Origin of the sequence: Micromonospora sp. WMMD975, assembly GCF_029581215.1 — a bacterium.
Lineage (GTDB): Bacteria > Actinomycetota > Actinomycetes > Mycobacteriales > Micromonosporaceae > Micromonospora.
The window spans coordinates 2,432,745-2,454,628 of sequence record NZ_CP120739.1; the positions used below are offsets into that span (position 1 = coordinate 2,432,745).

Below are 21,884 nucleotides of genomic sequence, written 5' to 3' on the forward strand. Positions count from 1 at the left end.
GTGTTGACCGGGTGTAGCATCGGCCGACATGAGCCCCGCCCGTACGCCGACCGGCGCCGCGCCGACGCGCGGGCGGCGGGCCGGCCGCTCCACCGGCGACGACCGGGAGGTCGCGATCCTGGCCACCGCCGAGCGCCTGCTGCGGGAGCGACCGTTCGGCGACATCTCCATCGACGACCTGGCCCGGGGCGCGGGCATCTCCCGGCCCACCTTCTATTTCTACTTCCCCGCCAAGGACGCGGTGCTGCTCACCCTGCTCGACCGGGTCACCGAGGAGGCCGACGCCGCCGCCGGCGACGTGCTGGACCGGCTCGCCGAGGACCCGCGCGCCAGGTGGCGGGAGTTGATCGCCCGGTTCCACGCGATCTTCGGCGCCCACCGGGACGTGGTGCTGGCGTGCGCCCAGGTGCGCGGCACCAACGCCGAGGTGCGGCGGCTCTGGGCCGAGGTCCTGGAACGCTGGGTACGCGCGGTGCAGGCCGCCGTCGAGGTGGAACGCGCCCGCGGCGCGGCCCCGGACGGGCTGCCCGCCCGGGACCTCGCCATCGCGCTCAACTCGATGAACGAGCGGGTCTGGTACGCGACGTTCGCCGGGGACGGCCCGGCGGTGGCCGAGCGGGACGTGGTCGACGTGCTGCTCGACGTCTGGTTGACCGCGATCTACCGCACCACCACGCCACCGGCCACGCCGCCCGGGCGCGCTCGGCCCACCGGCCCCTCGGCGCGCACGTCGGCCAGGTAGCCGGCCAGGTCGGGCGCCTCGGGCGCGAGCACGTGCTGGATCCACGCGAGCCGCTCGTGCTCCAGCACGCCAAGCTCCCAGACACACCCCACCCCGGGCCGGTCCAGGTCGACGAAGTGCGCCGGGTCGTCGTCCGGGCAGGCCAGCGCCGGTTGCCCGGCGATCCCGATCCGGCACTCGACGACGTTGTCGAAGAACCAGCTGTACGCCAACAGGTACGCCCCGGTGTCCGCGCCCCGGTGCAGCACCACCCAGCTCGCCGGCGGGGTGCCGCCGTCCGGGGCGGGCAGCAGCGACGGCAGGTACGCGGACGCGGCGGCGACCACCTCCGGTTCGAGGCGACGCCGCGGCTGGTCGATGTGGTAGCGCTTGACGTGCCGGCCGGCGACCTCGACGGTCCCGGGCACGGTCAGCTCCTTGTCGTGGAAGGCCATGCCGGGGACCGTAGGGCCGCTCCCCTGACAGCTAGTGTCAGCGGATGCGGGCCAGTCGACTCCTGTCCATCCTGCTGCTCCTCCAGGCGCACGGCCGGCTCACCGCCGCCGACCTGGCCGCCCGCCTGGAGGTGTCGGCACGCACGATCTACCGGGACGTCGAGGCGCTGCACACCGCAGGCATCCCGCTGTACGGCGAGGCCGGACACGCCGGCGGCTACCGGCTTGTCGACGGCTGGCGTACCCGCCTGACCGGGCTGACCGGGGAGGAGGCCGACCGGCTGCTCTTCGCCGGGCTACCCGGGCCGGCCGCCGAGCTGGGCTACCAGTCGGTCGTGGCGGCCGTGCAGCTCAAGCTGCGCGCCGCGCTCCCCGCCCCGCTGGCCGACCGGGCCGCTCGGCTGGAGCAGCGCTTCCACCTGGACACGCCGGGCTGGTACTCCGACGGCGACCCGTCACCGCACCTGGCCGAGGCGGCCGAGGCGGTGTGGCGGGAACATCGGGTCCGGGTCCGCTACCGCGGTTGGCGCGGCGAGGTGACCCGGGTGCTGGAGCCGTACGGGCTGGTGCTCAAGGGTGGCCGCTGGTACGTGGTCGCGGCCCGGCCGGACCGCGCCGAGCCGGCCACCTACCGGGTCAACCAGATCCTCGACCTCACCCCGCTCGACGAACCGTTCGACCGGCCGGAGTTCGACCTGCCGGCGTGGTGGCGGGCGCACGTGGTCGCGTTCCGGGCCGGGCTGCACCGGGACGAGGCCACCGTCCGGCTCTCCCCGGGCGGGCGGGCGCGGCTGCGGGAGATCGGCAGCGACGTGGTGGTCGCCGCCGCCGAGGCGTCCGCCGGCCCGCCCGACGCGGCGGGTTGGGTGCGGGCCGTCATCCCCATCGAGTCGCTCACCCACGCGCACGGCGACCTGCTGCGGCTCGGCGCCGACGTGGAGGTCCTCTCTCCCGCCGCGCTGCGCACCCGGCTGGCCGACACCGCCGCCGCCCTGGCCGCCCTCTACCAGCGGAAGCGGCCCTGACACCCGCCCCGCCGATCATGAGGTTGCCGGCGACAATTCGAACGGCGGGCGCCGCCAACTTCATGATCGCGGGGCGGGTGGGGTGCGGGTGGTGGGCCAGCGGAGAATGGACCGGATGTCGGAGGGGCGGCGGATGACCGGTGAGCGCGAGGGGTGGGAGTTGCGGGCGGACTGCGCGCGCTGCGCGGGGGTCTGCTGCGTCGCGCCGGCGTTCGCCGCCTCGGCCGACTTCGCCATCGACAAGCCGGCCGGGCGGCCCTGCCCGAACCTGCGCCCCGACTCCCGCTGCGGCATCCATTCGGAGCTGCGGCAACGCGGCTTCCCCGGGTGCACCGTGTTCGACTGCTTCGGTGCCGGCCAGCACCTCACCCAGGGCACCTTCGCCGGCCGCGACTGGCGCACGGACCCGGCGACCGCACGGCGGATGTTCGACACGTTCGCCGTGCTGCGACCGCTGCACGAGCTGCTCTGGTATCTGACCGAGGCGGTGCGGCTCACCCCGCCCGGTCCGCTGCGCGACGACCTGGCCGCCGCGCGGGACGAGACCGGCCGGCTCACCGACGGCACTCCGGAGGAACTGCTCGCGGTCGACGCCGACGCGCACCGGGACCGGGTCAACCGACTGCTGTCGAGCGCCGGCGAGCAGGCCCGCGCCGGTCGGGCCGGGCCGGACCGCCGGGGCGCCGTGCTGATCGGCGTGGACCTGCGCCGCGCCGCGCTGGCCGGGGCGAACCTGCGCGGCGCCACCCTGATCGGGGCGGACCTGCGCGGGGTTCGGCTCGGCGCCGCCGACCTGACCGGGGCCGATCTGCGCGGCGCGGACCTGCGCGGCGCCGATCTCGGCGAGTGCCTGTTCACGCACCAGTCCCAGCTCGACGCCGCCCGCGGCGACCACCGCACCGTCCTACCGCCCGGCCTGCGCCGCCCCGCGCACTGGTTCCTGACGCTAACCCCGTCCCGCCCCCCAACCCCCACCGCGCCCCCCACCGCACCTCGCCCACCCCGCCACCGCCCGGCCCACCATCCCCGCCCGCGCCATCCCCGTTGATCAAGGAGTTCGCGTCTCGACAACGCGGCCTCTCGACGTGAACCCCTTGATCACCGCTGGGGCGGGGGACGGCGGGTGGGTGAGGTAGGCGGGCGGCGGGGCGGGGTGGGTGGGGTTTTGGTGGGGGTGGGGTGGGTAGGCGGCGGGAACAGTCGAGGTGGGACGGGGGCGGGACCGGTGGGATATCGGGCACGTGACGGTGCGGAACCCGTCGACCCGGCGCACGCCGAGGACGCGGCCGGACAGGCCCGGCTGGTGCAGGTGCCGGCGGACACCGAGGTGCCGGCCGCTGAGCCGGACGCGCCCGCACCGGACGAGGTGACCGAGGACGACGGGTCGGGTATGGCCGGCGGGGCGTCCGGCAGCAGTTCGGGCGGCTCGTCGATGCCGACGCACCCGGACGCGGCCCGCTGAACGTTTGCCGTCACCGGATGCGGGCAGGAGTGCGACATGACCAGTGAAGAGTCCTTCGGCCGCGCGGCCGGCGACGAACCGGACGGCGCCACCGCCTACGAGGCGTCCCTGCGCCCGCCGGGCGAATCCCTGCACACCACTGACGACAGCGGCGACGACTTCGCCGACCTGCCGGCCGAGGACCGGCGCTCGGCGCGGGACACCAGCCGGGCCGGCTACGACGTGGACGCCGTCTCCGGCGCCGCCGACCCGGCCGACGGGCCGGAGGAGATCGAGGAGGGCCGCCCGCTGCGGTGAGCCGCCGGCGTGCGCGGGGTGGCCGGTGAACCGCCGCCCCGCGACTCGCTCATCCCCCGGTTGGCGAGCGCGTCGGCGCGTTCGTTCTCCGGATGTCCGTTGTGGCCCTTCACCCACAGCCAGGTGACGTCGTGCCGGGCGCAGGCGGCCTCCAACCGCTGCCACAGGTCGGCGTTCTTCACCGGCTGCTTCGCGGCGGTGACCCAGCCGTTGCGCTTCCACCCGTTCAACCACCCGGTGATGCCGTTACGCACGTAGGTGCTGTCGGTGTGCAGCCGCACGGTCACCGGGCGGGTCAGGCTCTCCAACGCCTCGATCGCGGCGGTCAGCTCCATCCGGTTGTTCGTGGTGGAGGCCGCCTCGCCACCGCACAGCTCCCGCTCGTGCCCGCCCCAGCGCAACACCGCGCCCCAGCCACCGGGCCCGGGATTGCCGCTGCATGCGCCGTCGGTCCAGATCTCCACGACCCGGCCGGTCTCCGCCTCCGCCATGCCGGCAACCTACCGGGTGCGCCGCCCGACCCTCGACGGCGTACCGTCTCACGGCTCCGGCGGAGGGACGTCGACGACGAAAAACCGGGCGACGCCGACGCGGCGCTCTGGCAGGCTCCCTGACCGTGGACGACCGATGGGACGGCCTGCGGGCCGAAGTGCGCGCGACGATCGACGACCTGGTGACCTCCGGGCGGGAGGCCGGCGTGCAGGTCGCCGCCTACCTCGACGGCGCGCCGATCGTCGAGGAACAGGCCGGCCTCGCCGACACCGACGCCGGCCGGCCGATGACCGCCAACACGCCGGTGCACGCGGTCTCCACCGGCAAGGGCCTCACCGCGACCGTGGTGCACGTGCTGGCCGAGCAGGGCCGCCTCGACTACGACGTTCCGCTGGCGCGGGTGTGGCCGGAGTTCGCCCGCAACGGCAAGGACGGCATCACGCTGCGGCACGTGCTCACCTACACCGCCGGCCTGCCCGCCCTGCCCGCCGACATCACCCCCGCCGACTTCACCGACTGGCAGCGCATGTGCGATCTGCTCGCCGACGCGAAGCCGTTGTGGGCGCCCGGCGAACGGCTGGCCTACCACGCCTGGACGTGGGGCTGGCTGGTCGGCGAGGTGGTCCGCCGGGTCACCGGCAGGTCGATCTCCCGGGTCCTCGCCGAGGAGGTGGCCGGGCCGCTCGCCGTCGACCGGGAGCTGTTCCTCGCCGTACCCGAGGCGGAGCTGCCCCGGCTGGCCCGGCTGGAGGACGCCGGCCTGTCCGCGATGATGACCTGGGCCGGCGCCAACCTGCCGCACTTCGACGCGGTGGCCCCGCCCGCGGTCCGGCCGGACGCGACGATCGGCGGCAACCCGGACGTGCTCCGCGCCGAGGTGCCGTCGGTCGGCACGATGAGCGCCCGCGCGGTGGCCCGGATGTACGCGGCGCTGCTCGGCCCGGTCGACGGGGTCCGACTGATCTCCCCCGAACGGCTGCGCGCCGTGTCCGCGCCCGCGGTGCGCGCGCAGGAGTGGGTGTTCGGGCAGGAGAGCACGTTCGGGCTCGGGTACGCGGTCGACGACGACGGGTCGTTCGGCACCGCCGGCAGCGGCGGCAGCCTCGCGTTCGCGTACCCGGAACTGGGGTTGACGGTGGCGGCGGTGCGCAACCGGCTCGGCGCGGGCGACGGCGACCCGATGGAGCGGCTGCGGGCGCTGGTGCGCGACCGGGTCGCCGCGACCCTAGGCGGGGCGCAGCCGGGCGCGTAGCCGGCCGGCGGCGTCCCCGAGGACCGCGCCGGTCATCGGCAGCAACGGGCTGGACCGCATCACCGCCAGGTCCTCGACCGGGCTGGTGACGCCGTCGAGGAAGCGCAGCACCCGCTCCGGCGGGTTGCGGTCGAACAGCCGCTCGAAGAACTCCACCCCGGCCACGTGCCCCCGGTCCAGGGCCCGCAACGCCACCGCGTCCATCCACAGGTGCCGACCCGGGTACGCGGGCGCGGGCACCGGCGGGCGACCCGCCGCCACGGCCCGGCCCACCTGGTCGGCCTGGCGCAGCATGGCGGAGAACGTGAACCCGGTGGACGGCCGGGTCGCCCCACCGGCGGTGCCCAAACGCACCACCCGAGGGCTCGGGCGGGCCACGAACGGGCCGTCGGTCATCGGGATCACCCCGTTCTCCACCTCCCGCACCCGCAGCGCGCCCAGGTCCAGACCGAGCAGCCCGGCGTAGCCGCGCAGCGCCGCGTCGTAGCCGGCGTCGTCGAGCACCGCCGGCCCGAACTCGGTGTACTCCACGAGCGCGAACCGGTCGTCGACCGGCAGCACGTACCCGAAGGACACCCCGCGCTCCGGCTGCGGGGTGCGGAAATCCATCAACACCGCCCGGCCCGGGTCGAACGTCGGCTTCTCGGCCGCCAACCACCACCCCCGGAAGTGCTGCAACCAGGTCGTACGCCCCGGCCGCGCGGGCGGGCGGGGCCGGGAGTCGAGCACCCAACCGGCCCGCACCAACACCCCACCGGCGGGGTCGTGCACGGTCACCCGAGCACCGTCGTCGCGTACCTCCCCCGCCGCCGCGCCGATCCGCACCGCGTCCAGCCGCCGTTCCGCCTCGGCAGCCCGGTCGTAGACCGGGGCGGAACGCAGCATGGCGTACCGCAGCGGGTCCAACGGCAGGACGCGGCGGCCCGCCGCCGTCACCACCTCCACCCGCGACCAGCTCGCGCTCAGCAGCGGATCGAGGTCGCCGCCGGGGGTGCCCCAGAACGCCCAGGTGCGGTCCTGGCCGCGCTTGCGGACCGGATCCACCACGGCCACCCGCACGCCGCGCACCCGATGCCGGTCCAGGGCGGCCAGGACCAGGGAGGCGGCGCCACCGCCGCCGACCAGCGCGAGGTCGACGTCGACCGGGGAGGAAGCGGGCACCCACCCACGCTGCCACACCCGCGGGACGATTCAAGGAGGGGGCCCCGGTTAACGCCTGCGGTAGAGGAAGGGCCCCCGCTTAACAAACCGGTGGGCAGTTCGCGCGCGGGGGCTATCCGGTGGCCAGCTCGCGGACCTCCGCGACGGCCGGCTCGGCGTACGCGGCGGCCACCGTGGCCCGGTCGAAGACCCGCCACGTCGCGGCGATCACCGCGACCGCCACCACGAAGCCCACCCAGTACGGGGCGGTGATGCCGTACCGGGCCGCCACCACGCCGCCGAGCAACGCGCCGACGCAGTTGCCGCCGGCCGCGACGAACAACGTCGTGCTGCCCACCCGACCCAGCATCGCCGGCGGGGTGAGCCGCTGCCGCAGCGAGTTGGCCACGATGTTCCACAACGCGCCGTGCACCCCGAACGCGAACAACGCGAACCCGACCACCGCCGCGCTGCGCGACGCGGCCAACGCCAGGTGCAAGCCGGCCTCGACAAGCAGGCCCACCCGCACCGTCCAGGTCGCGGTGAAGGCGGCGATCAACCGGTCACCGACGACCGAGCCGAGCAGCCCACCCACCGCCAGGCAGGTGAACAACGCGCCGTAGCCGACCGAACCGAGGCCCAGACGCTCGGTCGCGAGCAGCACCAGCACCGCGATCGCCGCGGTCAGCGTGACGTTGAGCAGCCCGATCAGCACGGCCATGGTACGCAGCAGCCGCTACGACAGCAGCCACCGGAAGCCCTCGGCGATCTCCGCCCGCGCCGAGCGCGGCCCGGTCCTCGCCCCCTCCCCGCGATACGTGCCGGCGAGCAGACCGACGAGCACGGCGCTGAGCGCGTACGTGCCGGCGTTGAGCGCGAACGGCGCCGCCGCCGCGAGCACGAACAGGAACCCGCCGAGCGGGCCGGCGACCATGTTCTGCGTCACCTGGGCGCCGCCGCTCAGCCAGCCGTTTGCCCGTTCCAGCCGGGACCGGGGCACCACCGCCGGCAGCACCGCCTGGGCGGCGACGCGGAACACCACCTCACCGGTGTTGACCACGAACAGCACCAGGTAGAGAAGCACGATCCCGGCCCGGTCGGCGAGCATCGCCGCGGCCAGCGCGGCCAGCGCGACGACCCGCACCCAGTCGATGAGCACCATCAGCCGACGCCGGTCCACCCGGTCCGCCAGCACCCCGCCGGGCAGCGCGAACAGCAGCCACGGCAACCACGACACCGCCGCGCCGGCGGACACCACGAGCGGGTCGTCGGTACGCGACGCCACGTACAGCGGGGCGGCCACCGTGGCCGTGCCGCTGCCGAGCGCGGACAGCGTGCTCGCGGTCCACAGGCGGGCGAAGCGCCCCCCGAGTCGTTCCCCCGTCACGACGGGGCAAGCTACCAGCGACAGCGCCGCCCGCCGAGCAATTTACGGAGGCCCCGCACACGCCACTCCGCTCAGTCGGGCTCGCCAGGGAGGGGAATCGGCAGCGCGACCGGGGCCGCCGGGCCGACCGCCGTGACCGAGTGCGCAGGTGCCGGCCGGTCCGCCACCGGTCGCCGCGAGTGCAGCCGCCCCCGGCCGGCCGAACCGTTGCGGCGGGACACCTCGACCGTCACCATCCGGATCGGCGCGGGTGGCGCGGCGAACCCGGGTACGCCCCAGCGCAGCCAGATCGGGATCCGTCCGGCCCCGGCCTCAGCCAGCAGCTTCTCCACGGTCCGTCGACGGTCGGTGTGGTCGACCTCGACGACGACGGGTGGACCGTCCGGCCGGGCGCAGGCGACGTCGAGCACCGACTGCCGCCCGGACAACGGCGGCGGCAACGGCAGCACGCTCGCCGCCCGGCGGTAGACCCGCCAACCCTCATCTGTCGCCCACTCGACCACGGCGTCAACGAGCCGGGCGGTCACCTGGTCGGTGGCCAGATCCTCGAAGGTCAGCCGGTCGAGTCGGCGCGCGAGGGACACGGCCACCCGCTCGCCGTGCGGCCCCAGATCCATGCCCGCAGGCTAGCGTGTGGCGAGGCGCGCCATCGGAGCCCACCGTCGAGGACCCCACCGGCCACCGCCGACGGTTCAGCTCGACGCCCGCCGTACCCGGCTCACCGGGTGTTCAGGCGGGCGGCCTGGCGGGTCAGGTGGTCCCGCTCGGCGATGCTGGTGGCCTTGCGGGCCGCGTCGGCGTAGAGCCGGGCCGCCGTCGGCCGGTCGCCGTCGCGTTCGTGCAGGTACGCCGCCACCGCCGCGTACCGGGGCAGCGTCTCGTCCAGCTCGGCGAGCGCCGCCAGCCCGGCCCGTGCGCCGTCCGCCTCGCCGACCGCGACCGCGCGGTTGAGCCGGACGACCGGGTTGTCGGTGAGGCGGACCAACTCGTCGTACCACTCGACGATCTGCACCCAGTCGGTCTCCGCGGCGGTGGGCGCGTCGGCGTGCAGGGCGGCGACGGCGGCCTGCGCCTGGAACTCCCCCAGCCGGTCCTGGGCCAGCGCCCCCTGCAGGATCTCCACGCCCTCGGCGATGAGACCCGTGTCCCACCGGCGGCGGTCCTGCTCGGCGAGCGGCACCAGACCGCCGCCGGGGCCGATGCGGCTGGCCCGGCGCGCGTGGTGCAGCAGCATGAGGGCGAGCAGCCCGGCCACCTCGGGATGGTCGATGGCGGCGGCGAGCTGCCGGGTGAGCCGGATCGACTCGGCCGCGAGGTCGACGTCGCCGGAATAGCCCTCGTTGAAGACCAGGTAGAGCACGCGCACAACGGTCGCGACGTCGCCGGGCTGGTCGAACCGTACGCCGGTGACGGTGCGCTTGGCCCGACTGATCCGCTGCGCCATGGTCGCCTCGGGCACCAGGTACGCCCGGGCGATCTGGCGGGTGGTGAGCCCGCCGACGGCGCGCAGGGTGAGCGCGACCGCCGACGACGGTGTCAGCGCCGGATGCGCGCAGAGGAAGTAGAGCCGCAGCGTGTCGTCCGCCCCGGACACCGGCCCGGGCGCCGGCTCCTCGTCGACGGTCTCCTCACGCCGGCGCCGGGCGGCGTCGGCGCGCGCCATGTCGAGGAACCGGCGCCAGGCGACGGTGACAAGCCACGCCTTCGGCTCGCGCGGCGGGTCGGCCGGCCACACGCGGAGCGCCTCGACAAGCGCGTCCTGCACGGCGTCCTCGGCCGCCGCGAAGTCAGCTCCGCGGCGGACGAGGACACCGAGAACGCTCGGCGTGAGGCTGCGCAGCATCACGTCGTCCATCGGATCAGGTCACTCCGTGATGGTGGGCGGCTCGGTCAGGAACGGGCGCAGCTCCAGCCACTCGTGGATCGGCCGGCCGCCCTGCCCCGGCGCGGCGGACAGCTCCGCGGCCAGTTCGAGGGCACGCTCGTAGCTGTCCACGTCGATCACCATCCAGCCGGCGATGAGGTCCTTCGTCTCGGCGAACGGGCCGTCGGTGACCGGCGGGCGCCCCTCCCCGTCGTAGCGGACGAAGGTGCCCTCCGGGGAGAGTGCCTGACCGTCGACGAACTCGCCGGAGGACTCCAGGCGGGCCGCGAAGTCGTTCATGTACTGCACGTGCGCCGTGACCTCCTCCGGCGTCCACCGGTCCAGCATCGGCATGTCGATGACCGGCTTCGGGCCGCCACGGTAGTGCTTCAGCAGCAGGTACTTCGCCATGATGCTTCTCCTCGATGCGGGTGCGACTCATTCTGGCCGCGTTCGGACCGGGGACGGAGCCGGCCCCGGGTTCTCGACATCCCGAGCAGAAAAATTCGTAGCCGAGTCCCGACAGCTGCCGAGGGAGGTGCGGCACCGCCCCTAAAGCGTCCTAGGAGGCTAGCCGTATCGCCTCGGCGGTGGTTGCTGGCTTGATATCACCGGACGACGTTGGTCACCCAGCGCAATGATTGCCGAGCGTGATGGCACGGCCCGGGACGGACTGATGCCCCCCGTGCCTTTGCTCTGCAGCCATCCGCGCAGCAGGTGGTTGAGCTGCTCAGACGCACGGTCCGCCACCGGCGGGGGTGGACCGGTTCGGTGACGTTCCGTGCCTGCTGCGCGGATGGCTGCAGAGCAAAGGCGGGAGCGAACCACACCCGGGCCCGCGCGAATGTCACGCACCGTGACAAACCGGAGCCGCCCACCCCCGTCGCGGGCGGTCCCGGCCCGGCCGGTCAGCGCGCGGCGGTACGCCGCAGGCCGGGCACCAGCACCGCGCCGGCGAGCAGGTGCAGGATCACGAGCGTCACCGTGGCCGCCCGGCCCACTCCCCCGGTCAGCGGCCCGACCAGGGACAGCAGCAACACCAGCGCCGCGACCACGCTCCAGACGGTCCGCGCCCGGCCGGTGAACCGCTCCAGCAGGGCCAGCAGCGCCCAGCCGGCCAACCCGGCGAGCACCGTGCTGACCGCCACCGCCACCGGCGTCACCCGCTGCTCGGCGCCGCCGCCGCGGGCGGTCAGCTCCACCCCGGCGAGCGGCACCGCGACGGCCCAGCCCAGCAGCGTGGCGGCGGTGGCGGCGAGCACCGTGAACAGCCGGTCGCGGCGGCGGGACGGACGGACGGTGGCGCTCGGGATCGTGGTTTCCATCGGTGCGTACCTCCGGTGCGGCGAAATCGACTGCGGACGACGCTAGGGCCGGCGGGGCGTCACGCGGATCGCGCCGCGGGCCGGTTCCCGGCTCCGTCCCGGGAACCACGGGCGCGCCGGATGTCCGTCTCGCGGCCGATGAGGTCAGGTGGGTCGGCGGCCTAGCATCCGGGACATGAAGTGTCTGTCCCGGACCCGGTTCCTGCTGCTGCTCGACGGCGGCATCGCCGCGGCCTGTCTCGGCGTGTCGCTGCTCGTGCTGCTGACCTCGGACGTCGGCCCGGCCACGCCGGGCGGGACCGCCGCCGCGGTCGGCCTAGCGGTGCTGCAGGCCAGCTGCCTGCTCTGGATCCGGCGCCGACCCGGGTACGCGCTCGCGGTGGCCGCGCTGGCCGGCGTCGGCCTGGAGGCGCTCTGCCCGACGCTGGGCTGGCTCGGTCTGGTGGCCGCGCCGCTGTCCTACGTCGCCCGGCTCCGACCGCCGCGGTTCTCGCTCGTCGCGCTCGCGGTGCTGGTGGCGCCCACGCCGTGGAAGCTGGTCAGCGGCGGCTGGCGGGACATGCTGCTCGCGGTGACCGCGCTCGGCCTCAGCTGGTCGATCGGCGAGCTGCTCCGCGCCCAGGCGCAGCGGCGCTGCGAGTGGGAGCGGCAGGTACGCGCCACCGAGCGGGAGCGCATCTCCCGCGAGCTGCACGACGTGGTCGCCCACCACGTGGCGGTGATCGCCGTGCAGGCCGTCGCCGCCGAGGACGTCTTCGACAGGCACCCGGCGCAGGCCCGTGCCGCGCTCGGGTCGATCAACACGGCTGCCCGGTCGGCGCTTACCGAGCTGCGGGCGATGCTGCACGCGCTGACCGCCGACGACGGGTCGGACCCGGACGGGCCGCAGCCGGGGCTGGCGCAGCTCGACGCGCTCGTCGACGCCGTCCGCGCGGTGGGGCTGCCGGTGACGTTACGCCGGGAGGGCGACGGCGAGGCGCTGCCCGGCGGGGTGCAGCTCTCCGCGTACCGGATCGTGCAGGAATCGCTTACCAACGCGCTGCGGCACGGGCACGCGACCCGCGCCGACGTCAACGTCCGCTACGGCGACGGGATGCTGCGGCTGGAGGTGGTCAATGACGGCTCGGCGCCGGCCCGCCGACCCGGCGGGCGCGGCATCGTCGGCATGCGGGAACGGGCCCGGCTGCTCGGCGGCACGCTCGACGCCGACCCGCTGCCGGCCGGCGGTTTCCGGGTACGCGCGCAGCTCCCGGTGCGGGCGGCGGTCCGGTGAGCGCGAGGAGTGAGTGCGTACGGGTGGTGGTCGCCGACGACCAGGAGCTGATCCGCGCCGGGCTGCGGATGGTCCTCGACGCCCGGCCCGACCTGACCGTGGTCGGGGAGGCGGCGGACGGCGTCGAGGCGGTCGCGGTGGCGACGCGTACCCGGCCCGACGTGGTGCTGATGGACGTGCGGATGCCGCGGCGGGACGGCATCGCCGCGACCCGGGACCTGGTGGCCGCCGGCAATCCCGCCCGGATCGTCATGCTCACCACGTTCGACGTCGACGAGCACGTCTACGCCGCGCTGCGCGCTGGGGCGAGCGCCTTCCTGCTCAAGGACACCCGCCCGGCCGACCTCGCCGAGGCGGTGCGGGTGGTGGCCGGGGGTGAGGCGCTGCTGGCGCCGACCGTGACGCGACGGCTGCTGGACCGGTTCGCCGACCGGCTGCCCGGCCCGGCACCCGCCGCCGACCGGGCGCTCGCGGCGTTGACCGCCCGGGAGCGGGAGGTGCTCACCCTCACCGCGCGGGCGCTGTCCAATGCGGAGATCGCCGCCCGGCTGCACCTGAGCACCGCAACCGTGAAGACCCACGTCTCCGCGATTCTCACCAAGCTGGGGCTGCGGGACCGCATCCAGGCGGTGGTCCTCGCGTACGACACCGGGCTGGTACGGCCGGAGCCGCCGTCCGGCTGAGCCGCTCAAACCACGATCACGGGGGTACGACATGACTGATCTGACGCTGCGCCGCACGGGCCGCCGACTGTGGACGCTGACGGCGGGGACCTCGCCGCGCGGGACGCTGCACGCCGACCGTGGCCTGGTCCGCGCCGACGCGACCACGTCCGAGGGCGCCTGGTCGTTACGCGCCCAGGGCCGACGCCGGCTGCGGATCACCGCCGGGCCGGCGGACGCGCCGCTGCTCGAACTGGAGCCGCCGTCGGCCCGGTGGGCCGGTGTGGACACCCCGGCCGGGTGGCGGACGACGCGCGGGTTCCGGCGGTACGAGGGTGTGCTGACCCGGCCCGGGGGGACCGTCACCGCGCGCACGTCGGGCCGGCCGGGCGCCCCGGTCGACGTCGAGGTGACCGGGCGGCATCCGGACCTCGTCGTCCTCGCCGTCTGCTTCGCGCTGTTGAGCCGGCGAAGCCGGGACCGCCGGATCGCCCTGTGGTCGGCGGCGCTCAGCCCGCACGGGTCGTCCTGACGCCTGTCCGGTCTCATCCTCGATGTGCCGACATGTCCGTCGGCCGGTGGCGAGAGGGGTAACACCGGACGGCAACGAAGATTTCTCAATTACCCCCAGTGACTGTCGCAACCCTCCTAGTGTTGGCCACACCGGTGCTAGTCACGGAGTTGGCCACCCGAACGACGTCCCACGCAGACAGCGGACGAAAAGTGAGGGAAGACGCGGATGAAGGCACAGTCAATTCTCGGCACGGCGGCGGTCGGCGTGGGCCTCGGCGCACTGCTGCTGCCGGCCGCCGCGCTGGCGGACACCAGGGTCTCACCGGCCACCACGCCGGTCGGCGGCACGGTCGTGCTCACCACCACGTGCAACCCGAAGGCCGGTGACGCGATCTTCCGGGTCACCGGGCCGGACCGCGACCAGAACGTCAGGTCCACCACGGCCGCCGCCGGCGGCGGCCTGAGCGCCGAACTCTTCACCGCCGGGTTCACGCTCGGCACGTACACGGTGGCCGCGACCTGCGGCGACGGCAGCGACGGCGGCAGCGCCACGTTCACCGTCACCCCGATCGGCGGCGCGCAGGCCGGCACCGGCGGCCGGGACGGCGACACCGGCGTGCTGGTCGCGGGCGGCGCGCTGGCCGCCGGCGCGCTCGGCGGCGGAGCGTACGTCCTGATCCGCCGCCGGCGGCGCGCGGGCGCCACCGCCTGAACGGCACGCCGAGCGGGTCGCCCGCGCCGGTCCACCCGGCGCGGGCCCCCGCGTCCACGTCGGAGGGAGCCGGATCCGTGTCCTCGTCCCACCGGCGCCGGGGCGGGCCGTCGCGGGCCCGCACGGCCGCCGTGGTCACCGCCGTCACCCTCGCCGGCGCCGCCGGCGCCGGGCTGGTCTCGGCCGGTCTCGGCAGCACCTCGGCGTCGCCGCCGCAACCCGGGTCCTCCGCCGCGCCGGCCACCGAACGCCCCGGCGCCGACGGCCCGACGCTCCCCCGTTCGACGCCCGCCCGGGTCGTCATTCCCCGCATCGGCGTGGACGCCGAGATCGTGCCGGTCGCCACCGACGACGGCGCGCTTGAGGTGCCGCCGCTGGAGCGCCCCGAGGTGGCCGGCTGGTACCGCCCCGGCCCTGCGCCCGGCCAGGCCGGCAACGCGGTGCTGGTCGGGCACGTCGACACGCAACGCGGCCCGGCGGTCTTCTTCGACCTCGGCCGGCTGCGCCCCGGCGACACCGTCCGGGTGGTCCGCGCCGACGGCCGGACCGCGGCGTTCACCGTGGACGGCGTCGGGACGTACCCGAAGGACCGTTTCCCCACCGAGCGGGTGTACGGCGGCGGCGCGGCGGCCCGGCTGCGCCTGATCACCTGCGGCGGGCGGTTCAACCCGCGCACCGGCAGCTATCCCGACAACATCGTGGTCTTCGCCACCGCCACCCGCTGACGCTGCTCCCGGCGACGCCCGCGATCACCCCGCGCCGGCCGCTCCTACTCCGATGCCGTCCCGTGAGCGGCCGGCCCGGACGCTTCTCAGCCGGCGAGGTCGGCCAGCTCGGCGTCGAGCAACTCGGCCTGCAGCGCCACCCGACCCGGGTCCGTCTCCGCGGTGATCGCGCGGCTGGGCATCTCCACGGTCATCAGCAGATAGAGATACAGCCGGTAGAGGCCGAGCCGCCGCCGCACCCCGGCGTCCCACGGAAACGGCGCCACCGTCCGGTACGCCCGCACCAGCGGGTCGTCCGGCTCGTCCTCCGCCCGGCGGAACAGCAGCGGCGAGACCAGATCGAGCAGCGGGTCACCCCACAGGTACCGCTCGCCGTCGACCAGGCCGCTGAGCCGTGGCGTGCCGTCCGGCCCCTCGACGGCAAGCACGTTGCCGGCCCAGCCGTCGAAGTGCAGCAGCGCCGGGCGGCGTACCCGATCGAGGACGGCGGCGTGCCGGGCGACCAACTCCCGGATCCGGGACGCCGGCGCGGGCAACGGCACCGCCCAGTCCGCCGCGTCGGCGAGCAGGTCGTCCACCATCGCGGTGTACGCCTCCCGCCAGGTGGGCGCGGCGGCGCGCCCACCGTCGTAGCCGTACCGGTCGCCGGTGACGGCGTGCAGCGCGGCCAGCGCCAGGCCGAACTCGGCCCGCAACGCCGCGACGTCCGCCCCGGCGAGGGTCAGGTCCCACAAGGTACGACCGGGCAGCCGCTCGGTGAGCAGCCAGTCGCCCAGCTCACGGTGCCGGCCGTGGTGCAGCAGCGCCGGCGACGGGACGGTGGGCGCGCGGACGGCCACCAGCCGCAGGTAGCGCGCCTCTGCCCCGATCATGTCGCGCTCGTAACGCAGCAGCGGCACGTGCGGCGGCGGACCGACCTTGAGCACCACGTCACGCCCGTCGGCGAGGCGAACCCACCACACCGCGGCGAACCCGCCGCCGGTCAGTGGGCCGCAGTCGGCCACGTCGACGGCCGGCCCCAGCGAGGCGGCGACGTAGTGGCGCACCGCCTCCGGGTCCAGGTCGCGCCGGGTCGGGCTGCCGCTCATGATCCTCGAAGACTAGTGCGCCCCGCCGAGCCCCGCTGCCCCGCTGGGGTGTAAGGCGGGGGCCCTTCTTAACGCATTCGGTATAGGCGGGGCCCCTTCTTAACGCCTTCCGGGCGGAAGGCGAGAATCGCGGCATGGCGAAGCGGACAACGGCCTGCCCCTGCGGCTCGGCGCGACCGTACGAGGACTGCTGCGCCCCGGTGCACCAAGGCACGGCGACGGCGGCGACCGCGGCGGCGTTGATGCGTTCCCGGTTCAGCGCGTTCGCGCTCGGCGACGCCGGCTACCTGCTGCGGAGCTGGCACTCGCGGACCCGGCCGGAGCGCCTTGAGCTGGACCGGGGTACCCGGTGGATCCGGCTGGAGGTGCTGGAGACCGGGCAGGGCGGCCTGTTCGACAGCACCGGCACGGTCCGCTTCCGGGCGCACTACCGCGAGGGCGGTCGGCCCGGCGTGCTGGCCGAGCACAGCCGCTTCGCCCGGGAGGACGGCCGCTGGGTCTACCTCGACGCGCTGCTGGAGTGAGCAGTGGTGTTAAGCGGGGGCCCCGCCTATACCGAATGCGTTAAGCGGGGCCCCCGCCTTGCACCTCAGGCGAGGGTGCGCGCCGCGGCGACGACGGCGTGCACGCCGATGCCGGCGCGGTCGAGTTGCTGGGTGGGGGTGCCGGAGCCGGGCAGCCCGCGTACCGCCAGGTGCCGCACGCGCACCGGTTCGGCCAGGTCGGCCAGCGCCTCCAGCACGGCCGAGCCGAGGCCGCCCTCGGGGTAGTGGTCCTCGACCACCACGAGCCGGCCGCCGGTGTCCCGGACCGCCGCCAGCAGGCGCTCCCGGTCGACCGGCTTGATCGAGTAGAGGTCGACGACCCGGGCGTCGATGCCCTCCCGGGTCAGCTCGTCGGCGGCGGCCAGGCAGACGTGCACGGTGACGCCGGTGCCGAGCAGCACCACGTCGCCGCCGTCGCGCACCACCCGGCTGCCGCCGATCGGGAACTCCTCGCCGTTGTCGTACAGCACCTGGTACGCGCCGCGGGTGGTGCGCAGGTAGGCCACGCCCGAACGGTCGGGCATCTGGGCGACGAGCGCCGCGCAGGAGACCGCGTCGGCCGGGCAGAGCACCGTGGAGCCGGGCACGGCGCGTACCGCGGCGATGTCCTCCAGCCCCATCTGCGACGGGCCGTCCGGGCCGATCTCCACCCCGGCGTGCGAGCCGACCAGGGCGATGTCGGCGCGGGAGACGCCGGCCATCCGGATGAAGTCGTAGGCCCGGGACCAGAACGCGGCGAACGTCGCCGCGAACGGCCGCCGGCCCCGGACCGCCAGGCCCACGGCGGCGGCGACGAGCTGCTGCTCGGCGATGTACATCTGGAAGAACCGGTCCGGGTACGCGGCGGCGAAGCGGTCGGCCCGGGTGGAGTCGCCGACCTCGCCGTCGAGGGCGACCACGTCGGGTCGGGCGGCGCCGAGGGCGCGCAGCGCGTCCCCGTACGCGTCCCGGGTGGCGACCTTCGCGCCGCGCTCGTACCGGGGCAGGTCCGGCTGGCCGTGTTCGGCGGGGGTGGCGCGCGGCGCGGCGTGCGGTCTCGGCGCGGCGACGCGGATCCGCCGTGGCCCGCCGAGCGCCCGTACCGCCCGGTCGGCCAGCTCGGGGTCGAGCGGCTTGCCGTGCCAGGACGGGTCGTTCTCGACCTCGGACACGCCCTTGCCCTTGACCGTGCGGGCCAGCACCACGGTCGGCCCGGCGCCGTCGCGGGCCTGCCCGTACGCCTCGTCGATCGCGCCGAGGTCGTGCCCGTCGACGACGATCGCCCGACAGCCGAACGCCTCGACCCGCCGCCGGTAGGTGTCCAGGTCCCATTCCAGCTCGGTCGGTCCGCGCTGGCCGAAGCGGTTGACGTCGACGATCGCGGTGAGGTGGCGCAGTCCGTAGTGGCCGGCCTTGTCCAGCGCCTCCCAGATCGATCCCTCGGCCATCTCGCTGTCACCGCAGAGCACCCAGACGTGGGCGCGCGACCGGTCCAGGTACTGGGCGGCGATCGCCACCCCCACCCCGACCGGCAGGCCCTGCCCGAGCGAGCCGGTGGCGACGTCCACCCAGGGCAGGACCGGGGTGGGGTGGCCCTGCAGGCGCGAGTCGGCGCGGCGGTACGTCTCCAGCAGTTCCTGCTCGCTGATCGCGCCGACGGCCCGGAACACCGCGTAGAGCAGCGGCGAGGCGTGGCCCTTGGAGAAGATCAGGTGATCGTTGCCGGGGTTGCCCGGGTAGGACCAGTCGTAGCGTAGGTGCCGGGCGACGAGCACGGCGAGCAGGTCGGCGGCGGACAGGCTCGAGGTGGGGTGCCCGGATCCGGCCATGGTGCTGCACCGGATCGCGTCCACCCGCAACTGGGCTGCCAGCTCCGCCAGCCCGGTCAGGTCCTCGTCGCGCAGGGTGCGCTGTGCTTGCAGGGTCACCGGACCCACCGTAGCGGCATGCTCGCTTCTGGTTACTTCTTCCCCTGATTCACCGCCCGATCGGGGGGTACAGCCAGAGCGCCACCAGCAGGTACGGCAGCACGGCCACCGCGAACGCGACCGGGTTGCCGACCGCGCCGGCGAGCAGCCCGTACGCGCCGTAGAAAACCACCGTGGTCAGGTCCGTGGCCATCCCGGCCAGCGACGTGACCGTGGCCCGGGCGTCGCCGCTGATCCGGGCCTGCAACCGCACGTCGGCGAGCACGGTGGCGAGTTGGAAAGCGGCGAACGCGACCGCCAGCAGCAGGAACCCGGCGGGATGGCGCAGCAGCGCGCCGGCCGCCGTCGCCGTCGCCGCGAGGACCAGCAGGCCGGCGTACCCCCGGTCGGAAAGCCGCTCGCCCAGCGGGGCGAGCAGTCCACCCGCGGTCATCCCGCCCCACAGCAGCAGGAGCAGCAGTGGCACGGTCGTCTCAGCGACACCGGTGTCGCTGGCCAGCAGCCCGGTGTACTCGTCGAGCCCACCCCAGATCGTGGCCACGGCGGCGACCAGCAGCACGGCGGCCCGGACGGCGCGGTGGGCGCGTACCTCGGCCAGTCCGCCGCGCACGCGGTCCCGCCAGCCGGGCTCGCCGGGCGGCTGCTCCCCCGTGGCGCCGCCGGACGGCGGCGGCGCGGCCGACCCGCCGGCCGGCACGGCCTCACCAGACGGGGGCCTGACGTCCGGCACGGCCTCGCCAGAGGCGGGCCGAACGAGAGCCGGCACGGCCCCACCGGACGAGGGCCGAACGAGAGCCGGCACGGCCCCGTCCGGCGCCGGCCCGGTGGCGGCGGGCACCGGCGCGGGCGTGGCGGTGGGCCGGCGTTCCGGGAGGCGGGCCGCGACGGCGGCGGCGAGCAGGCAGGTCAGTACGCTCGCGGCGCCGACCGCGAGGTAGCCACCGAACGCGAATACCGGCCCGGCGAGCAGCCCCGAGCCGACCGCGCCGAGCACCTCGGCGGTGCGGGCGCGGCCGATCAGCCGGGCGTACCTTTCGGCCCCGCCGAGGTGGTCCAGCTCGGTGTAGACGAGCGCCTCCAGCGCGCCGGAGCGCAACGCGCCGCCGGCACCCCAGAGCAGGAACCCGACGGCGAACGCGGGGTAGGACGGCAGCAGCACCCAGAGCGCGAAGCCGGCGGCCGTGAGCAGCGGCGCGAGGCGGAGCAGCAGCCGCCGGGACAGCGCGTCGGCCCACGCCCCCGAGGGCACCTCCAGCAGGATGCCGGCGGCCGACCAGAGGACGAACAGCGAGGAGATCTGCCCGACCGACAGCCCGGTGTCGGCGAACAGCAGCACGTAGAGCGGGTAGAGCAGGACGAGGTCGGTGAGGAACGCGTAGCCGTAGAGGGTCGCCGCCAGTCGGCGGGTCGCGGGCACGCGGGCAGGAGCGACGAGCATGGGCCTTCCCACGGGTCGGAGCGGACACCGGTCGGAGTGCACGGTGTCCGCGGCGGCCCGCGGGCTCGTCGTTCAGGTGGGCGTCACCATCGCCAGGTCATACCGACGATCCTAACCGGACCGCGCCCTTGACGGCAGGCTCGGTCAGGCGGGCCGACGCCGTCGGGCATCCTGCTGATCATGAAGTTGGCCGCTGCGAGAGCGCTCCCCGCCGCCGCCAACTCCATGATCGACGCCCTCCCTCCGGCTACGGCTGGCCGTCGGGCGACGTCTCGCGCGATCAAGGACTTGCGTCGGAGCCGAGTCTTTCGATGACGCATTCTTTTTGATCACTTGGGGCGGGACCCGATTGGATCCCGCCCCGGTGGTTCGTGCGCCGTCGGCTCAGCGGCGGAACTTCTCCGCGTCCGCCTGCGGGATGACCATCGTCGTCTCGCTCTCCGCGGCCGGCTCGGCCGTCGACTGACGCGGCGTGGCCGGCGCGGTGCCGGCGGCCGGCTGAGCGCCCTGAGCCGGCTGGGTGCTTTGAGTCGGCTGGGTGCTTTGAGTCGGCTGGGTGCTTTGAGTCGGCTGGGTGCGCTCGGAGTCGGCGAGCGACGGGATGACCTGGGTGGTCTCGCCAGCGGCCGCCACCGCCGGGTCGCCGCCGACCTGCGTCGGCGTCGTCTGCGCCGGCACCTGCTGCGCCGGCACCGGCTGGGTCGGCTCGGCGGAGCCCGCGTACACCGGAACCGGCTGGGTGCGGTCCGCCTCGGCGTCCCGCGTCACCTGCGGGGTCGGCTCGGCGTCCCGGGTCACCGGCTGCGTCAGCTCGGCCTCGCGGTCCGCGGCGAGCCGGGCCTCCAGGTCACGCCGGCCGGCCTGGTAGGCGCGGGCGTGGGTGGCGATGGCCCGGGACTCCTCCTCGGCCCGGCTCAGCCAGCTCTCCCAGCGGCTCTGCATCGGCCGGACCAGGCCGCCGCCGACACCCACCACCAGGATGCCGCCGACGGTGGCCAGCACCGCGATCAGCACCGGCGTGGTCACCGCGGTGGCGACGCCGATCTGGTTGAGCGCGGCGATGACGCCGAGGCCGAGGATGAACACCGAGGCGAGGTTTGCGAGCACCCGGCCGTAGGAGAGACCGCCGAGGGCGCTGGAGATGATGTCCTTCACCGCGCGGGCGATGGCGGCGGCCACCACCACGATGACGATCGCGACGAACGCCTTGGGCAGCCAGGCGACCACGCCGGCGATCAGGTCCGAGATCGGGTTGGGCCCCCAGATGCCGAACGCGAGCTGGAGCGTCACCAGCAGCACCCCGTAGTAGGCGAGCTTGGCGACGATGTCGCTGGCGTCGTACTTCGAGCGCGCCAGCGCGGTCTTGATCCCGCCACGTTCCACGGCCCGGTCGAAGTGCAACCGCTCCAGGATCCTGTCGACCAGCTTCAGCACCGCCTTGGCGATCAGCCAGCCGGCGACCAGGATCGCGACGAACGCGACCGCCTTGGGCAGGAAGAGCATTACCGAACGAAACGCGTCGCCCACCGCGTCGCTGAAGTTGTCTCTCATCTAAGGGCCTCCACGCACGGGGTCAGGGGTAGTTCCGGGTGGGCCTACCC

24 protein-coding genes and 1 pseudogene are annotated in these 21,884 nt (G+C 75.0%); 12 read left to right on the forward strand and 13 right to left on the reverse strand.

What is annotated here, in order from left to right; translation table 11 throughout:
• The first annotated feature begins 28 nt into the window (after positions 1-28).
• Positions 29-742 carry a TetR/AcrR family transcriptional regulator gene (locus tag O7613_RS10455; protein ID WP_281589242.1) on the forward strand — a complete coding sequence of 238 codons (714 nt, stop codon included), beginning with the start codon at positions 29-31 and terminating at the stop codon, positions 740-742.
• Here the strand turns inward: O7613_RS10455 and O7613_RS10460 are convergent.
• Entirely contained in the window at positions 661-1,176 is a 516-nt protein-coding gene (locus tag O7613_RS10460) for a hypothetical protein (protein ID WP_282293522.1), read from the reverse strand. The two genes, O7613_RS10455 and O7613_RS10460, sit on opposite strands and share 82 nt — an antisense overlap.
• Positions 1,177-1,220: 44 nt before the next feature.
• Between O7613_RS10460 and O7613_RS10465 the strand changes: the two genes are divergently transcribed.
• The 4 genes from O7613_RS10465 to O7613_RS10480 all read left to right on the forward strand — a co-directional run bounded on the left by O7613_RS10465 (position 1,221) and on the right by O7613_RS10480 (position 3,960).
• Positions 1,221-2,201 carry a WYL domain-containing protein gene (locus O7613_RS10465; RefSeq protein ID WP_282293523.1) on the forward strand — a complete coding sequence of 327 codons (981 nt, stop codon included), beginning with the start codon at positions 1,221-1,223 and terminating at the stop codon, positions 2,199-2,201.
• Between the two features lie 115 nt (positions 2,202-2,316).
• A complete protein-coding gene (locus tag O7613_RS10470; RefSeq protein WP_282293524.1) occupies positions 2,317-3,249 on the forward strand; it encodes a pentapeptide repeat-containing protein in 933 nt (310 codons plus the stop codon).
• A gap of 177 nt (positions 3,250-3,426) precedes the next feature.
• Positions 3,427-3,663 (forward strand): preprotein translocase YidC, encoded by a 237-nt coding sequence (locus O7613_RS10475; protein ID WP_282293526.1) that lies wholly within the window; start codon positions 3,427-3,429, stop codon positions 3,661-3,663.
• Positions 3,664-3,699: 36 nt separating this feature from the next.
• Positions 3,700-3,960, forward strand: coding sequence for a hypothetical protein (locus tag O7613_RS10480; protein WP_281589234.1), 261 nt, complete (start codon positions 3,700-3,702; stop codon positions 3,958-3,960).
• On the opposite strand, the gene rnhA is transcribed toward O7613_RS10480, so the two are convergent.
• Positions 3,879-4,451 carry a ribonuclease HI gene (gene rnhA, locus O7613_RS10485; RefSeq protein ID WP_281589232.1) on the reverse strand — a complete coding sequence of 191 codons (573 nt, stop codon included), beginning with the start codon at positions 4,449-4,451 and terminating at the stop codon, positions 3,879-3,881. The genes O7613_RS10480 and rnhA overlap by 82 nt on opposite strands.
• Positions 4,452-4,576: 125 nt before the next feature.
• On the opposite strand from rnhA, the gene O7613_RS10490 reads away from it, so the two are divergent.
• Positions 4,577-5,704 carry a serine hydrolase domain-containing protein gene (locus O7613_RS10490; RefSeq protein WP_282293529.1) on the forward strand — a complete coding sequence of 376 codons (1,128 nt, stop codon included), beginning with the start codon at positions 4,577-4,579 and terminating at the stop codon, positions 5,702-5,704.
• Here the strand turns inward: O7613_RS10490 and O7613_RS10495 are convergent.
• From O7613_RS10495 to O7613_RS10520, 7 genes are all read right to left on the reverse strand, one after another.
• Complete coding sequence (locus O7613_RS10495) at positions 5,678-6,883, reverse strand: lycopene cyclase family protein (protein ID WP_282293531.1); 1,206 nt, start codon at positions 6,881-6,883, stop codon at positions 5,678-5,680. The genes O7613_RS10490 and O7613_RS10495 overlap by 27 nt on opposite strands.
• 94 nt (positions 6,884-6,977) lie before the next feature.
• Positions 6,978-7,565 carry a hypothetical protein gene (locus O7613_RS30795; RefSeq protein WP_348775403.1) on the reverse strand — a complete coding sequence of 196 codons (588 nt, stop codon included), beginning with the start codon at positions 7,563-7,565 and terminating at the stop codon, positions 6,978-6,980.
• Positions 7,566-7,580: 15 nt separating this feature from the next.
• Complete coding sequence (locus O7613_RS30800; RefSeq protein WP_348775404.1) at positions 7,581-8,231, reverse strand: MFS transporter; 651 nt, start codon at positions 8,229-8,231, stop codon at positions 7,581-7,583.
• Between the two features lie 71 nt (positions 8,232-8,302).
• A complete protein-coding gene (locus tag O7613_RS10505; protein WP_281589225.1) occupies positions 8,303-8,848 on the reverse strand; it encodes a hypothetical protein in 546 nt (181 codons plus the stop codon).
• Positions 8,849-8,949: 101 nt separating this feature from the next.
• Positions 8,950-10,086, reverse strand: a complete 1,137-nt coding sequence (locus O7613_RS10510; protein ID WP_282293534.1) for a DUF6596 domain-containing protein — start codon at positions 10,084-10,086, stop codon at positions 8,950-8,952.
• A gap of 9 nt (positions 10,087-10,095) precedes the next feature.
• Positions 10,096-10,506: a YciI family protein gene (locus O7613_RS10515; RefSeq protein ID WP_281589222.1), complete on the reverse strand. Its 411-nt coding sequence runs from the start codon at positions 10,504-10,506 to the stop codon at positions 10,096-10,098.
• A gap of 497 nt (positions 10,507-11,003) precedes the next feature.
• Positions 11,004-11,420 (reverse strand): DUF6069 family protein, encoded by a 417-nt coding sequence (locus tag O7613_RS10520; RefSeq protein ID WP_281589220.1) that lies wholly within the window; start codon positions 11,418-11,420, stop codon positions 11,004-11,006.
• Between the two features lie 175 nt (positions 11,421-11,595).
• Here O7613_RS10520 and O7613_RS10525 point away from each other — a divergent pair, with 175 nt between their 5' ends.
• From O7613_RS10525 to O7613_RS10545, 5 genes are all read left to right on the forward strand, one after another.
• Positions 11,596-12,693, forward strand: coding sequence for a sensor histidine kinase (locus O7613_RS10525; protein ID WP_282293537.1), 1,098 nt, complete (start codon positions 11,596-11,598; stop codon positions 12,691-12,693).
• Positions 12,690-13,376, forward strand: a complete 687-nt coding sequence (locus O7613_RS10530; protein WP_282293539.1) for a response regulator transcription factor — start codon at positions 12,690-12,692, stop codon at positions 13,374-13,376. The genes O7613_RS10525 and O7613_RS10530 overlap by 4 nt, the downstream gene beginning before the upstream one ends.
• A 31-nt stretch (positions 13,377-13,407) precedes the next feature.
• On the forward strand, positions 13,408-13,887 hold the full coding sequence (locus O7613_RS10535) for a hypothetical protein (protein WP_282293540.1): 480 nt from the start codon (positions 13,408-13,410) through the stop codon (positions 13,885-13,887).
• Between the two features lie 207 nt (positions 13,888-14,094).
• On the forward strand, positions 14,095-14,580 hold the full coding sequence (locus O7613_RS10540) for a hypothetical protein (protein ID WP_281589214.1): 486 nt from the start codon (positions 14,095-14,097) through the stop codon (positions 14,578-14,580).
• A 77-nt stretch (positions 14,581-14,657) separates the two neighbouring features.
• The gene (locus O7613_RS10545; RefSeq protein ID WP_281589212.1) at positions 14,658-15,305 is read left to right on the forward strand and encodes a class F sortase; all 648 of its coding nucleotides are present in this window, start codon (positions 14,658-14,660) and stop codon (positions 15,303-15,305) included.
• 86 nt (positions 15,306-15,391) lie between these two features.
• On the opposite strand, the gene O7613_RS10550 is transcribed toward O7613_RS10545, so the two are convergent.
• Positions 15,392-16,393 (reverse strand): aminoglycoside phosphotransferase family protein, encoded by a 1,002-nt coding sequence (locus O7613_RS10550; RefSeq protein ID WP_282293541.1) that lies wholly within the window; start codon positions 16,391-16,393, stop codon positions 15,392-15,394.
• A 134-nt stretch (positions 16,394-16,527) separates the two neighbouring features.
• Between O7613_RS10550 and O7613_RS10555 the strand changes: the two genes are divergently transcribed.
• Complete coding sequence (locus O7613_RS10555) at positions 16,528-16,917, forward strand: YchJ family metal-binding protein (RefSeq protein ID WP_281589208.1); 390 nt, start codon at positions 16,528-16,530, stop codon at positions 16,915-16,917.
• A 65-nt stretch (positions 16,918-16,982) separates the two neighbouring features.
• Here O7613_RS10555 and O7613_RS10560 read toward each other — a convergent pair whose 3' ends face one another.
• From O7613_RS10560 to O7613_RS10570, 3 genes and pseudogenes are all read right to left on the reverse strand, one after another.
• Complete coding sequence (locus O7613_RS10560; RefSeq protein WP_282293542.1) at positions 16,983-18,845, reverse strand: transketolase; 1,863 nt, start codon at positions 18,843-18,845, stop codon at positions 16,983-16,985.
• Positions 18,846-18,894: 49 nt separating this feature from the next.
• Positions 18,895-20,283 (reverse strand): MFS transporter, encoded by a 1,389-nt coding sequence (locus O7613_RS10565; protein WP_282293544.1) that lies wholly within the window; start codon positions 20,281-20,283, stop codon positions 18,895-18,897.
• A gap of 828 nt (positions 20,284-21,111) precedes the next feature.
• A pseudogene (locus O7613_RS10570) lies at positions 21,112-21,834 on the reverse strand (hypothetical protein); the annotation flags it as partial.
• Between the last annotated feature and the right edge of the window lie 50 nt (positions 21,835-21,884).

Excerpts from the sequence above, each read along its gene's own strand:
- O7613_RS10565 (WP_282293544.1), bottom strand. The coding sequence starts at position 20,283 with ATGCTCGTCGCTCCTGCCCGCGTGCCCGCGACCCGCCGACTGGCGGCG.
- O7613_RS10525 (WP_282293537.1), top strand. The coding sequence starts at position 11,596 with ATGAAGTGTCTGTCCCGGACCCGGTTCCTGCTGCTGCTCGACGGCGGC.
- O7613_RS10460 (WP_282293522.1), bottom strand. The coding sequence starts at position 1,176 with ATGGCCTTCCACGACAAGGAGCTGACCGTGCCCGGGACCGTCGAGGTC.
- O7613_RS10470 (WP_282293524.1), top strand. The coding sequence starts at position 2,317 with ATGTCGGAGGGGCGGCGGATGACCGGTGAGCGCGAGGGGTGGGAGTTG.
- O7613_RS10510 (WP_282293534.1), bottom strand. The coding sequence starts at position 10,086 with ATGGACGACGTGATGCTGCGCAGCCTCACGCCGAGCGTTCTCGGTGTC.
- O7613_RS10455 (WP_281589242.1), top strand. The coding sequence starts at position 29 with ATGAGCCCCGCCCGTACGCCGACCGGCGCCGCGCCGACGCGCGGGCGG.
- O7613_RS10465 (WP_282293523.1), top strand. The coding sequence starts at position 1,221 with ATGCGGGCCAGTCGACTCCTGTCCATCCTGCTGCTCCTCCAGGCGCAC.
- O7613_RS10480 (WP_281589234.1), top strand. The coding sequence starts at position 3,700 with ATGACCAGTGAAGAGTCCTTCGGCCGCGCGGCCGGCGACGAACCGGAC.
- O7613_RS10555 (WP_281589208.1), top strand. The coding sequence starts at position 16,528 with ATGGCGAAGCGGACAACGGCCTGCCCCTGCGGCTCGGCGCGACCGTAC.
- O7613_RS30795 (WP_348775403.1), bottom strand. The coding sequence starts at position 7,565 with ATGGCCGTGCTGATCGGGCTGCTCAACGTCACGCTGACCGCGGCGATC.
- O7613_RS10520 (WP_281589220.1), bottom strand. The coding sequence starts at position 11,420 with ATGGAAACCACGATCCCGAGCGCCACCGTCCGTCCGTCCCGCCGCCGC.
- O7613_RS10505 (WP_281589225.1), bottom strand. The coding sequence starts at position 8,848 with ATGGATCTGGGGCCGCACGGCGAGCGGGTGGCCGTGTCCCTCGCGCGC.
- O7613_RS10540 (WP_281589214.1), top strand. The coding sequence starts at position 14,095 with ATGAAGGCACAGTCAATTCTCGGCACGGCGGCGGTCGGCGTGGGCCTC.
- rnhA (WP_281589232.1), bottom strand. The coding sequence starts at position 4,451 with ATGGCGGAGGCGGAGACCGGCCGGGTCGTGGAGATCTGGACCGACGGC.
- O7613_RS10550 (WP_282293541.1), bottom strand. The coding sequence starts at position 16,393 with ATGAGCGGCAGCCCGACCCGGCGCGACCTGGACCCGGAGGCGGTGCGC.
- O7613_RS10515 (WP_281589222.1), bottom strand. The coding sequence starts at position 10,506 with ATGGCGAAGTACCTGCTGCTGAAGCACTACCGTGGCGGCCCGAAGCCG.
- O7613_RS10535 (WP_282293540.1), top strand. The coding sequence starts at position 13,408 with ATGACTGATCTGACGCTGCGCCGCACGGGCCGCCGACTGTGGACGCTG.